This is a genomic window from unidentified bacterial endosymbiont (assembly GCF_918320885.1).
Classification (GTDB): domain Bacteria; phylum Pseudomonadota; class Gammaproteobacteria; order Enterobacterales.
Genome location: NZ_OU907312.1, coordinates 325,988 through 338,595 on the forward strand (window position 1 = coordinate 325,988; position 12,608 = coordinate 338,595).

Annotated in this window: 12 protein-coding genes, 1 other RNA gene and 2 pseudogenes; 6 read left to right on the forward strand and 9 right to left on the reverse strand. The window is 49.3% G+C overall.

From position 1 onward, the window contains the following. Window positions 1-3 precede the first annotated feature (3 nt). Both murB and NL324_RS01670 read left to right on the forward strand, forming a co-directional pair. Window positions 4-1,029 (forward strand): UDP-N-acetylmuramate dehydrogenase, encoded by a 1,026-nt coding sequence (gene murB / locus NL324_RS01665; RefSeq protein ID WP_253307097.1) that lies wholly within the window; start codon window positions 4-6, stop codon window positions 1,027-1,029. Continuing rightward, window positions 1,026-2,003: a biotin--[acetyl-CoA-carboxylase] ligase gene (locus NL324_RS01670; protein ID WP_253306066.1), complete on the forward strand. Its 978-nt coding sequence runs from the start codon at window positions 1,026-1,028 to the stop codon at window positions 2,001-2,003. Before murB ends, NL324_RS01670 begins: the two co-directional genes overlap by 4 nt. A 33-nt stretch (window positions 2,004-2,036) precedes the next feature. On the opposite strand, the gene epmB is transcribed toward NL324_RS01670, so the two are convergent. Continuing rightward, a complete protein-coding gene (epmB, locus tag NL324_RS01675; protein WP_253306067.1) occupies window positions 2,037-3,068 on the reverse strand; it encodes an EF-P beta-lysylation protein EpmB in 1,032 nt (343 codons plus the stop codon). A 33-nt stretch (window positions 3,069-3,101) separates the two neighbouring features. Here epmB and efp point away from each other — a divergent pair, with 33 nt between their 5' ends. Together efp and ddlA are read left to right on the forward strand one after the other, a co-directional pair. Next, on the forward strand, window positions 3,102-3,668 hold the full coding sequence (gene efp / locus NL324_RS01680) for an elongation factor P (RefSeq protein ID WP_253306068.1): 567 nt from the start codon (window positions 3,102-3,104) through the stop codon (window positions 3,666-3,668). Then, window positions 3,649-4,773 (forward strand): D-alanine--D-alanine ligase, encoded by a 1,125-nt coding sequence (gene ddlA, locus NL324_RS01685; RefSeq protein WP_253306069.1) that lies wholly within the window; start codon window positions 3,649-3,651, stop codon window positions 4,771-4,773. Before efp ends, ddlA begins: the two co-directional genes overlap by 20 nt. A 1-nt stretch (window position 4,774) precedes the next feature. On the opposite strand, the gene NL324_RS01690 is transcribed toward ddlA, so the two are convergent. Then, window positions 4,775-5,842: an ankyrin repeat domain-containing protein gene (locus NL324_RS01690; RefSeq protein WP_253306070.1), complete on the reverse strand. Its 1,068-nt coding sequence runs from the start codon at window positions 5,840-5,842 to the stop codon at window positions 4,775-4,777. 259 nt (window positions 5,843-6,101) lie between these two features. Then, the gene (locus NL324_RS01695; protein WP_253306071.1) at window positions 6,102-6,524 is read right to left on the reverse strand and encodes a hypothetical protein; all 423 of its coding nucleotides are present in this window, start codon (window positions 6,522-6,524) and stop codon (window positions 6,102-6,104) included. A 452-nt stretch (window positions 6,525-6,976) separates the two neighbouring features. Here NL324_RS01695 and NL324_RS01700 point away from each other — a divergent pair, with 452 nt between their 5' ends. Beyond that, the gene (locus tag NL324_RS01700; protein WP_253305847.1) at window positions 6,977-7,276 is read left to right on the forward strand and encodes a transposase; all 300 of its coding nucleotides are present in this window, start codon (window positions 6,977-6,979) and stop codon (window positions 7,274-7,276) included. Between the two features lie 131 nt (window positions 7,277-7,407). On the opposite strand, the pseudogene NL324_RS01705 reads toward NL324_RS01700, so the two are convergent. Both NL324_RS01705 and NL324_RS01715 read right to left on the reverse strand, forming a co-directional pair. After that, window positions 7,408-8,573, reverse strand: a pseudogene (locus NL324_RS01705) (IS3 family transposase). A 27-nt stretch (window positions 8,574-8,600) separates the two neighbouring features. Further along, entirely contained in the window at window positions 8,601-8,765 is a 165-nt protein-coding gene (locus NL324_RS01715) for a transposase (protein ID WP_253306072.1), read from the reverse strand. 81 nt (window positions 8,766-8,846) lie between these two features. On the opposite strand from NL324_RS01715, the pseudogene NL324_RS01720 reads away from it, so the two are divergent. Further along, window positions 8,847-9,074 (forward strand): annotated as a pseudogene (locus NL324_RS01720) (IS3 family transposase); the annotation flags it as partial. 302 nt (window positions 9,075-9,376) lie between these two features. Here NL324_RS01720 and rnpB read toward each other — a convergent pair. From rnpB to NL324_RS01740, 4 genes are all read right to left on the reverse strand, one after another. Next, window positions 9,377-9,753: RNase P RNA component class A (gene rnpB, locus NL324_RS01725), an RNA gene on the reverse strand. Between the two features lie 36 nt (window positions 9,754-9,789). After that, on the reverse strand, window positions 9,790-11,112 hold the full coding sequence (gene hslU, locus NL324_RS01730; RefSeq protein WP_253306073.1) for an ATP-dependent protease ATPase subunit HslU: 1,323 nt from the start codon (window positions 11,110-11,112) through the stop codon (window positions 9,790-9,792). Between the two features lie 12 nt (window positions 11,113-11,124). Beyond that, complete coding sequence (gene hslV, locus NL324_RS01735; protein ID WP_253306074.1) at window positions 11,125-11,655, reverse strand: ATP-dependent protease subunit HslV; 531 nt, start codon at window positions 11,653-11,655, stop codon at window positions 11,125-11,127. A gap of 91 nt (window positions 11,656-11,746) precedes the next feature. Then, window positions 11,747-12,334 (reverse strand): SPOR domain-containing protein, encoded by a 588-nt coding sequence (locus tag NL324_RS01740; protein WP_253306075.1) that lies wholly within the window; start codon window positions 12,332-12,334, stop codon window positions 11,747-11,749. Window positions 12,335-12,608 lie beyond the last annotated feature (274 nt).

A 12,608-nucleotide genomic window follows, 5' to 3' on the forward strand; every position in this document is an offset into this window, starting at 1 on the left:
GTGATCAACCACTGTTTGCGGCGCTATCATACCTTTGCTCTACCGGTTCGGGCACGGCAGGTGATCACCGTGGAGAGTCTGGAGGATTTAAGTCGTGCGTATCAGCAAGTTCAAAGAGCCAAACAGCCGCTGCTGCTATTAGGCGAGGGCAGCAATACCCTATTTTGTGAAGATTTTCAGGGCACCATCCTGTTGATCCGTCTCAAAGGCCTCCAGGTGGAAGAGCGGGCAGAGGCCTGGCATCTGCGGGTGGCGGCTGGTGAAAATTGGCATCAACTGGTCGATTATACGATACAACAGGGGATGGCCGGCTTAGAAAATCTGGCCCTGATCCCTGGTTCAGTGGGGGCGGCAGCGCTGCAAAATATCGGGGCTTACGGTGTCGAATTTAAACAGTTTTGCCGCTATGTTGATCTAATAGATTTACAGCAGGGCCAGCCCGTGCGACTGCCAGCGAGCGCTTGCCAGTTCGCTTATCGAGATAGTCTTTTTAAACACCTGGAACATCAACGGTGGGTGATTGTAGGGGTGGGCTTGAACATCCCCAAGGCGTGGCATCCGTGCTTAACCTATGGTGAGCTGACACCACTCAGCACCCCTGTGGTCCCACAAGCGCTCTTTAACACCATTTGTGCCATTCGCCGGGCTAAGCTGCCCGATCCGCTGCTTCTCGGCAATGCCGGCAGTTTTTTTAAAAATCCGCTGATCACCAAGCATCAGTTACAAGATCTACTCTCCCGTTACCCGGATCTCCCCTATTACCCACACTCCCAGCGACAGGTTAAAGTGGCTGCCGGCTGGTTAATTGAGCAGAGTGGTCTCAAAGGCTGCCGTATCGGTGACGCGGCCGTCCATCAACAGCAGGCGCTGGTCCTGGTGAACCTCGGTCACGCCACGCCGCAACAGGTATTAGCACTGGCCAAGCACATTCATCAACAGATCAAACAGCAGTTTGCCATCAGCTTAGAGCCAGAGATCTGTTTGATGGGCGCCACTGGCCCCTTAAACCCCGCCGAGGTGCTGGCTTGATAACCTATGATCACCCCTTACAACTGCTGCAACAGTTATCGTCGGGAACACCACAGGCAGAAGCGCACCTGCTAGAGCGACTCAAGACAACTCCAGTAGGGCTGCAACAGGCGCTCCTGACTTTAAAAGCGTGGGGGATCAGGGGGGTGACTCATGCCGATCATCACTACCAATTGACGACACCGCCTCCTCGTTTAAGTCACGCAGCCTTGTGTCACCAGAGTCACTCTGAGGACATTAGGCTGATCCCAGTGCTCAGCTCAACCAACCAAGCGCTATTAGAGCAGCAGCAGGCGTTACAGAGTGGTGCTGCTTGCGTGGCGGAGTACCAAACCGCCGGCCGTGGCTGTCGTGGGCGTTCGTGGCTCACCACCTTTGGCAGCTGTGCTCTGTTCTCGATGCTCTGGCACTGGCCACGGCAGCCTCACACCCTGGTGGGCTTAAGTGTCGCCCTCAGCTTAGTCACTGCGGAAACCTTACAGCGGCTAGGAGCACAACAGGTTACAGTCAAATGGCCGAATGATCTCTATATTGAGGGGCGTAAACTGGGTGGCCTGCTGATTGAAACAGCCGGCGCGGCCGCGGGCAGGGCGGGGGTGGCATTAGTCATTGGCTGTGGGATTAACCTCATCACTCCGGTCTCCCAACAGCACGCTATCCATCAACCAGTGATGAGTTTACAAGCCGCTGGGATCGTGATAGCGGCGGAGCAGCTGATTGGTCAGGTTCTCAATGCCTGGCGAGTCGCCTTACCCCAGTTTGTTGAACAGGGATTGGCTGCCTGCTTAGCCCGCTGGCCACAACTGGACGCTTTTATAGGGCAGCCTGTTCACCTGCAGCCTCCTCAGGGAGCCGCTATTGTCGGAATAGCGCGGGGGATCGATCATCAAGGGGCTCTGTTGGTAGAGCACCAGGGGACTCTCCAGCGCTTTATCCAGGGAAAACTCTCTTTATCCGCCGAACCACTCGGTTGATCACGGTGTGTAGCCCCCCAACAGCCTGAATTTTCAGGAGCCATCAACCAGGGCTACCGGCAGCGGTGTTTTGCTCAAAGCACCACTCACCTCTCGTACTAAGCGTGGCACCAGATACCCGGAGGTTTGTTGGAGCACTCCCTGCCATAAGTTTTGTGCGGTGTCGTCCGACACCAGAAAGTGCGCCGCCCCCTGAACTTTATCTAACTGATGCAAGTAGTAAGGTAAAACGCCGGCTTTAAACAGCGCCAGGCTTAAAGCCAGCAGGGCGGCCACGCTATCATTGACGCCGCGCAAGAGCACCGCTTGATTGAGGAGGGTTACGCCGGCTAACCGCAGTTTCTCTAAGTGCGCGCTCACCGTAGCATCGATTTCATTGGCATGGTTGACATGGGTCACCAGCAGAATTTGAAAACGTGAGGTGGCCAAACGACGACAGAGTGCCTCGGTGATCCGTGCCGGGATCACAATGGGTAACCGCGTATGAATGCGCAGACGCTGCAGCTGGGGAATCGCCTCCAACTGGGTGAGTAGCCAGTCCAATTCCTGATCTTGGGCCATCAGGGGATCGCCGCCTGACCAGATGACCTCATCCACGGCGGGCTGTTCAGCAATATAGGCTAACGCCCGCTGCCAAGGCTGCTTGCCACTAGGATGATCTTGATAGGGGAAATGGCGGCGAAAACAGTAGCGACAGTGGACAGCACAGCCCCCTTTCACCACCATCAACACTCGGTTAGGGTATTTGTGGAGGAGTCCCGGCACCCCCACCGCTTGCTGTTCATGCAACGGATCGGGACTAAACTCTGGGGAAGAGAGCAGCTCCTGAGGGGAGATCAACACCTGCCGCAGCAGTGGATCATCGGGATCGCCGACGCGCATCCGCGCAATAAAAGCGCGCGGCACCCGCAGGGGAAAGGCGTTCCGCCCTGCCATAGCGGGCTGGAGCAGCCGATCTTCGAGCTGCAGTAGTCTGAGCAGCTCCTGTGGACGGGTGACGACATCGGCCAGCTGTTGTAACCAGGCTTCTCCCAATGGTCTACTCTGGGTTATCATATTCACCATGCTGATTTAACTGTAATGACTCGAAGAGATCCTATGCCATTTTACAACACAAGCGAGTTTCGAGCTGGCCTTAAAATCATGCAAGAGGGTGAGCCTTGTACCATTATCGAGAACGAATTTGTTAAGCCGGGTAAGGGTCAAGCCTTTAGCCGCGTTAAAATTCGCCGATTAATCAGTGGTCGTACCATTGAAAAAACCTTTAAATCGGGTGAATCAGTCGAGGCAGCGGATGTCATTGATGTTCATTTAACCTACCTCTACCAGGATGGTGAATTTTGGCATTTTATGAATGACGACACCTTCGAACAGCTGGCGGCCGACCAGCGGGTCGTGGGGGATAGTGCCAAATGGTTAGTCGAGCAAGCCCCCTGTGTGCTCACCTTATGGGATGGTCGCCCGATTAGTGTGATCCCCCCCAATTTTGTTGAATTAACGATTGTGGAGACCGATCCAGGGCTAAAAGGTGATACTGCGGGTAGTGGTGGCAAACCAGCGACCCTCAGCTCTGGTGCGGTGGTGAGGGTGCCGTTGTTTGTGCAGCTGGGTGAAGTGATTAAAGTAGATACCCGTTCGGGGGAGTATGTCTCCCGCGTTCGTTAGCCCCCCCTGCCGCTCTAAAAAAACGGTCGCACTGCTTGTCGGGGGGCCATCCCCTGAGCATCCGATCTCGCTACTCTCCTCGATTCAGGTGATTCAAGCGCTGGATCGGCAGCAGTATGATCTGCTGTTAATCGGCATTGATCAACAGGGCAGGTGGTGGCACTGTGATGAAGCGGACTATTTACGCTACCCAGAGGATCCAGCTCGCATCCAGCTACGCGTCACCGGAGAACCGCTAGCACTACAGCCCGGCAGCCGTGGGGGCCAGCTACGGGAGAGCCAGAGTGGCACTCCGCTGCCGGCGATTGATGTGGTGTTCCCACTGCTGCATGGATCGATGGGGGAGGATGGCGCCTTGCAAGGGCTGTTGCGCTGGCTGCAGCTGCCGTTTGTCGGGTGTGATCTGCTGGCCTCTGCCATCGGCATGGATAAAGCGATCACCAAGCAGCTGCTGCAAGCGGCGGGCATTCCGGTGGCCCCCTTTGTGGTGCTGCGGCACCCTGATGTTGCGCAGCTCAACCCGGCAGCGCTGGTGGCGACGCTGGGGCTACCGCTCTTTGTGAAGCCGACCAACCAAGGCTCTTCAATTGGGGTGAGTCGGGTGTTGCACCCCGCTGAGCTCCAGCCGGCGGTGCAACACGCCTTGGCGTTTGATCACACGGTGTTGGTGGAAACCGCTATCCAGGGCCAAGAGATTGAGTGTGCCCTGCTGGGGAATCAGCAGCCAGCGGTGAGCGTCTGCGGTGAAATTGTGGTGCAGGATGCCTTTTACGCCTATGAGACCAAATATCTCAACCGTGGGCAGGCGCAGCTGGTGATCCCGGCGCCATTAACGCCGGAGACTAGCGAGCGGGTGCGTCGGCTAGCGATCCAGGCCTGGCAACGACTAGGGTGCTACGGCCTGGCCCGGGTGGATTTTTTTGTGACGGCTGATCAGCAGATTTTCCTCAATGAGATTAATACCATTCCTGGGTTTACGGCCATCAGTATGTATCCACAACTCTGGGCCGCCAGCGGCTTGGCCTATTCACAACTCCTCGATCGATTGATCACTCTGGCCCTAGAGCGCGATCAGCCCACGGTCAGCCTCGCTGAGCGGTGGTGATCTACCCTGAGTGAACAGGGAGAGGATTGCTCTCTGGGTTTGCGATGTCCGCCTCTAAAGAATAGGATATTTGATCTTGTTCACGAACAGAAGATAATGGTTGAACCATTTGGGAAAATACCGCCATGGCACGCGACACTGACATTATATCATGTCCTTCATACAACAACTTGGCAGAATCTTTTTCACGTTGTTCAGTTACAATAATCGCCTCCAAAAGATGGGGCAAGCGTTTATTAATTTCCTTAGAAAATATCAAAGTAAACGGTATTTTGTTGGCTGCAAAATGTAACCAATACGCAATATTTTTTATTACTTGACCTAAATTTTTGAAAAAACAACAGTAATAGGGATGGCGATGTTTTTCTATTTCCACATAGTCTTCTAACAACACACCAATGCAGGCCGGGATGAAAAGTTGCCGACTGATAGGATATTGCTTTCTGAGTAGTGAATAAGTATCATAATGATTTTTTCTGTAAGCTAACATTAGTGGCGAGTAGCCTTCGCTATTGCTGACAAAAGGATTAACGTTTTTTGATAATAAAAGTTCCACTATAGATAGATTTCCATTTTCAGCAGCTATCATCAATGATCTTTCTAGGTCCTTTTCTGGTATCTTATAGTTGAGTTCGAATATCTTTTCTAAAAATTCCCTATGATTGTTATCTGCAGCAAGCATAAAGGCAGTTTTATTATATTTATTTTTGAAATTGATAAACTCATCGGTCACAGAAATCTTCACTGATTCAAGGAAAGTTACGTTATTGAATATTCCTGCGATCATTAGGGCATTATTATCTTTTTTATCCCTTAATTCTAGTATATCTCTTATTTGCGTATCAAATATCTTTCCGAGTACTCTTGATGTAGCATCTCCCATATTTATTTGTGCTATTAACATCAATAAATTTTCATCAGTTTCTTCAAGACGTACTAAACAAGAATTTTCATCTTGACTGATGAAGCGTAGAATATTAATTTCTAAATCTTTAACAGTATAATTTTTATTTTTAATTTTAAGTAAAAATTCTATAACTTTTTCATTTTCTTGATCAAATATATTCATTTGGTTTTCCATTAAATATTCATTGAATACAGGGTAGTGGTATACTCTACTCTAGGTTGAAGTAAATCACTGCTTCTGTAGATGGCCGACATTCGGTTCCAGGCATGGTCAGAGCATTGATTATGAATGGTCTATCAAGACTTCTACTTAGAGCTGAATAATTTAAATATGAGACGGTTAGCTAATCTTATTCTTGGGTATCGACTTCAGTCCCCTATTCCCTAAACCTAGGCATAGTAAGCTATTCACATTTAATGTTTTATTTTTTATATTTTTCAATATTATTTAGACAATCTTCCGCTTTTTGTTCATTTTTTTCACTAGGTTGATTTAATGATGATATATTTATTATTTTGTTACGCAAAGGCGTAACTTCTCGAGCACTTTTTAGTGACAGTTGATGATAAATGTCATTAAATTTTTTTCTTATATCCTTGATTCTATTTTTTCTTTCTGAATACTCAGCTAATGTTCTCTTACTCACAGCCTCATTCATGTTCCTTGAATTATCACGGTTGAAATCGCTGAGTTGCCTGGAATTTTGATCAGATAATGAATGCTCAATGATATTATCACTACTTGTTCTTGATATTGAAGAACTTGAGCCAGCGCTCGTGTGCACAGTTGGCAAAGTACATTGTTCGTCCTTAACCGGAGTTTCTGAACCGTCACTGCTACCCACTGTATCCTCATAGTCCCTAAAAGGGGTATTCGACGATGTGGTTTCTGTTATGGGTAATTCTATTACCAGACCATCATTGCTTTCAGAAAAACCAGATGTTGAAGAGCTTGAATCCGAGATTCGTGACGGTGCTGTACCGATAGAATAATAGGGTGGTATCCTACCTTGGGGTTGGGAGGTCTTGTTACTCTTCGGGGACCACTCATCTTGTGTGGAAAAGCTTGAGTCAGCTGTCGTGTGCTCGTTCAGCAAAGTAGTTTGTGGGTCCCTATAGATGGTCTTCTCATCTTCAGATCCCCCCGCTGGAGAAACGGTGAAGCTGGGAGTGGCGTTAGCTGCTACAGGGGAATTGGTTGTCTGAGGTGGAGTATTTTGTGATCTTGCTACCCTTTAACGGACACAACGAAGAGGAACAAAGCGTATAATTTTTTGTTACTTTTTGAGGTGAAGTTATGAATCAAGGGGAATCAAGGAGCTATGATAAGGAATTCAAGCTGAATGCGGTAAAGCTGTATCACAGCACTGGTAAAACGCTCTGTCAATTGAGCGAGGAATTGGGAGTTCCCAAGAGTACATTGGCAGGGTGGGTCCATCAGCATAACAAGGATGGTGCAGAGGCTTTCCCGGGCAAAGGATACCTGAAAGCGTCTGATGCTGAGCTCAGTCAATTGCGGAAAGAATTGGCGATAGCACGCGAAGAGAGGGATATCCTAAAAAAAGCCTTGGGCATCTTCTCAGTGGCCCGCAAGTAAAATACCAGTTTATGCAAAAGCATGCTGGGGAATTCAGCGTAGAGAGGATGTCCAACGTGTTAGGTGTATCCCGCAGTGGCTATTATCAGTTTGATCTTGCCACCTTTTTTTAGACACAGAGAAGAGAAACCTTAAGCGACCTGGGATAACCAATTTTTTTCAAAATTTACAGGAGACAGATAGCCTAGCGTTGAGTGCCGTCTCTGTCGGTTATAAAACACTTCTACGTATTCAAAAATGCTCAATTTGGCTTGTTCTCTGCTCTCAAAACGTTCAAAGTGGGTGTGCTCTGTTTTTAAGGTATGGAAAAAACTCTCTGCTACTGCATTGTCATAACAATTGCCCGTACTACTCATGCTAAGCGTTATCTGGTGATGCGCCGATACAGCCTTGAATCCTTTGCTGGTATACTGGCTGCCTCGGTCGGAGTGGTGGATGAGACCTGCAGCAGGCTTCCTCCGTGTTATTGCCTGGCGTAATGCTGCGGCTACTAACTCGGTGGTCATGTGAGCTTGCATATCCATCCCCACGATACTACGAGAGAACAGGTCCAGTACGATAGCAACATACAACCATCCCTCTTGGGTCGGAATATAGGTAATATCTGCTGCCCAGTATTGATCAGGGCGAGTGGCTGTGAACTTCTGCTTGAGTAAATTAGGCGCCACTGCGGCCTTTGGATCGACTATTGTGGTTACCTTAAATCGTTTTTTCATCTTAGCCGCAATATGGGCTGCTTTCATTAGCCGACAAACCCGTTTGCGTGAACAGCGCTCACCTCTAGCTCGTAACTCAGCATGGATACGTGGGCTACCGTAAATTTGGTTGCTTATGGTATAAACCTCTTTAATTTCAGATATTAAACGCTCATCCTCACAATAGCGCTTGGATGGCTCAGCCTTGATAAACTGATAATAGCCACTGCGGGATACACCTAACACGTTGGACATCCTCTCTACGCTGAATTCCCCAGCATGCTTTTGCATAAACTGGTATTTTACTTGCGGGCCACTGAGAAGATGCCCAAGGCTTTTTTTAGGATATCCCTCTCTTCGCGTGCTATCGCCAATTCTTTCCGCAATTGACTGAGCTCAGCATCAGACGCTTTCAGGTATCCTTTGCCCGGGAAAGCCTCTGCACCATCCTTGTTATGCTGATGGACCCACCCTGCCAATGTACTCTTGGGAACTCCCAATTCCTCGCTCAATTGACAGAGCGTTTTACCAGTGCTGTGATACAGCTTTACCGCATTCAGCTTGAATTCCTTATCATAGCTCCTTGATTCCCCTTGATTCATAACTTCACCTCAAAAAGTAACAAAAAATTATACGCTTTGTTCCTCTTCGTTGTGTCCGTTAAAGGGTAGCAAGATCATGGGAACTCCCAATTCCTCGCTCAATTGACAGAGCGTTTTACCAGTGCTGTGATACAGCTTTACCGCATTCAGCTTGAATTCCTTATCATAGCTCCTTGATTCCCCTTGATTCATAACTTCACCTCAAAAAGTAACAAAAAATTATACGCTTTGTTCCTCTTCGTTGTGTCCGTTAAAGGGTAGCAAGATCAGCTTAGCATGAGTAGTACGGGCAATTGTTATGACAATGCAGTAGCAGAGAGTTTTTTCCATACCTTAAAAACAGAGCACACCCACTTTGAACGTTTTGAGAGCAGAGAACAAGCCAAATTGAGCATTTTTGAATACGTAGAAGTGTTTTATAACCGACAGAGACGGCACTCAACGCTAGGCTATCTGTCTCCTGTAAATTTTGAAAAAAATTGGTTATCCCAGGTCGCTTAAGGTTTCTCTTCTCTGTGTCTAAAAAAAGGTGGCAAGATCAAACCAGCTGTTTTCCTAACCACATTACTGCTTCCTTGCTGAGAGTCTATTGGTGAATTAATGTCACTAAAACGTTAAAATTAAAATAGATATCTCTAATAATAGAGATATTGCCATAAATTAAACTAATTTGATTTATTTTAAAAGTTTTTTGTGCTGATTTTAAATCATTTTTGTGAAATAGCGGTTTGGGCAGCCTTCAGGCTTAGCGGCTTCATTGGCGAGGATCTCGCACTGCTTTGAGGGGTGTATTGGAGAAAAAGGGAGGGAGTTGACCGATAAGCCGGGTTTTGTCGTGGACAGCCATTCCTCTAGGCCTGTACTCACGCACAGGCTCAAGCAGCCTACCCGGGTTCAGTATGGGCCATACCTTGAACCCCTATTTGGCCTTGCTCCAGGTGGAGTTTACCGTGCCACGTACTGTTGCCAGCCGTGCGGTGCGCTCTTACCGCACCGTTTCACCCTTACCTGATCTCGTTAGAGCCATCGGCGGTTTGCTCTCTGTTGCACTAGTCGTAGGCTCGCGCCTCCCAGGCGTTACCTGGCACCTCGCCCTATGGAGCCCGGACTTTCCTCCCCTTTAGCTCACCCGCTCTTTCGAACGCGTGCGGGCTAAAGCAGCGACTGTCTGGTCAACTCCCAAGCGGTAGTATACTGTAATTGGCGCTCTAGTGTGCTACAAAATAAAACGACTTAAATCTTCATCTTGTACCAGTTCGTCGAGATGAGCGCTGACATAGTCAGCATCAATGCTAATCTGTTGACCACGTCGTTCACTGGCCTCGTAAGAGATCCCCTCAAGGAGCGTCTCGAGTACCGTGTGTAACCGACGGGCACCGATATTCTCTGTCCGTTCATTCACCTGCCAAGCCGCTTCCGCAATGCGGCGGATGCCCGCCGTCGTAAAGGTAATCTCAACCCCTTCAGTCGCCAATAGCGCGCGGTATTGTTCGGTGAGTGAGGCACGGGGCTCCGTTAAAATACGTTCGAAATCCTCGGTACTCAGAGGTTGCAGCTCAACCCGAATCGGTAAACGCCCTTGTAACTCAGGGATCAATTGCGAGGGGCTACACACCTGAAAAGCCCCCGAAGCGATAAACAGAATATGATCAGTCTTGACCATGCCCTGTTTGGTCGAGACAGTACAGCCCTCTATCAGCGGCAATAGATCTCGTTGGACCCCTTCGCGAGAGATGTCCGGGCAGGAGCTCGCTCCCCGCTGGCATAGTTTGTCAATTTCATCAATGAACACAATCCCCTGCTGCTCTACCCGCTCAATCGCCTGTTGTTTCAACTCCTCGGGGCTCAGTAATTTACTGGCCTCTTCTTCTACGAGCAGTTGACGAGCTTCACCCATTTTTAAGGTGCGTTTTTTCTGTTTCTGGCCCGCTAAATTTTGAAACATGGATTGCAATTGATTCGTCAGCTCCTCCATCCCAGGGGGCGCCATGATCTCTACTCCATAGGGGGTGGTAGAGAGACTAATTTCAATGAACTGCTCATCCAGTTGCCCTGATTGTAACTGTTGCAGCAGTTGTTGGCGCCTGACCAAGGGATCGGACTGCTCACGGCTCTCTTCACTAGGCAGATTCAGTAGGATCTCTAGCAGGCGCGTTTCAGCCTGGATCACCGCCTGCTGACGCTGTTGATCCATAGCCTGTTGGCGGACTATTTTAAGTGCTGCATCCGTTAAATCACGAATAATAGAGTCGACCTCTTTACCAACATAGCCCACTTCGGTGAACTTGGTAGCCTCGACCTTAATAAAGGGGGCATTCGCCAATTTTGCCAAACGACGGGCAATTTCTGTCTTGCCCACCCCCGTGGGACCAATCATCAGGATATTTTTAGGGGTCACCTCTTGCCGGAGGTTCTCCTCTAGTTGCAGCCGGCGCCAACGACTGCGCAGCGCAATGGCTACGGCCCGCTTAGCCTTGACTTGACCGATAATCGATCGATCTAATTCCTGTACAATTTCCTGTGGCGTCAGCGTAGACATCTCTCATGATCCTTAATCGGCTAACGATAGTTGCTCAATCGTCTGGTGGCGATTGGTATAGATACAGAGATCACCAGCAATGGTGAGTGCTTTTTCAACGATCTCATAGGCTGATAGTGCACTGTTGTCTAATAAAGCCCGTGCCGCTGCCTGCGCAAACGCCCCTCCAGATCCAATAGCAATTAAATTATCCTCCGGTTGAATGACATCCCCATTACCGGTGATAATTAAAGAGACTTGGCGATCAGCCACCGCAAGAAGCGCCTCTAACCGCCGCAATGTGCGATCAGTTCGCCAATCTTTGGCCAATTCAACGGCTGCTTTCAGTAAGTGCCCTTGATGCAGCTCCAGTTTTCGCTCAAAACAGTCAAACAGGGCAAAAGCATCGGCTGTTCCACCGGCAAAACCGGCGAGCACCTGGTTTTTATAAAGCCGGCGTACTTTTCGGGCATTATGTTTCATGACCACAGCGCCCAAAGTCACTTGACCATCGCCACCGATCACGACCTGGTTATGGCGACGTATACTCACAACAGTTGTCACAGCTGATCCTTTATCGTTCTCAATCAAATCATCCGAAGGTGTTGTTGGGACATGACTATCACAACGGTTGAGTGGTGAGCAGGGTTAATGATTAAGCAGCCACTAGGACACAGTAAGAGACCTGCTCCTGTTTTAATTGGTGTAAGATCTTCTCAGCCATCGCCCGCTGGGGGTAGGGTCCTAGTACCACACGTTGTCGCGTGCCCTCTGTAAGAATAGTCGCCTCAAATCCTAAGAGCGCCAAACCTGCACGCAGGGATTGTGCCTGTTCTACGCGCTGAAAGGATTCACACTGTAGCAGCCATTGAGGCGCTTTTAAAGGCGGCCGGGGGGGCGTTTTTTCTATTGACAGCGGCGCCGCCGCTTCCCGGATCAAGAGCGGACTAGGATCCGGAGGCAGAACCAGGATCTGTTTGCTTTCTAGCGCTTTGATATAACGCCAACGCTCCTGTGGCTTAGGAGGCAGCGTTTTGTTCAGTGCTCGTTTAGGACGAGTGGGTCGGGCTGGCGTTATCCCGTGCTGCTTGACCCAGTACCCCACAGCGGTTAGCGTCAATAGTACCCCTAATAAAAAGAGCAGTAGACTTTTAGGGAGCGTCGCGCCTTTAGCTATTTTATGGGACTTTTTACGGCCTTTTGTCCGTGTACCACCCCTGGTACTATAGTCTCGTTTGAGCACAATCCTTCCACGGTTGAAGCCTGAACGGGGGGATCTTACTGAAGAGTGTGGTGCTTGCCTAGGGGCTAGCGGCTTTTCATCGTTGAAATTGTAATCATTCTCAGGAGACGCTGTGTCAGCACAGAAGACAACGCTAGCCTGATTCACCCCTCATCGCCACGGAACATAGCCATCAAGGGATGCTCGATGGCCCTGCCACCTACACCGGTTTAGCGATCCTGATCCAAAAAATAGGATATACTCCTTAAAAAGACAGTGAGAGTGGAACCGTTTG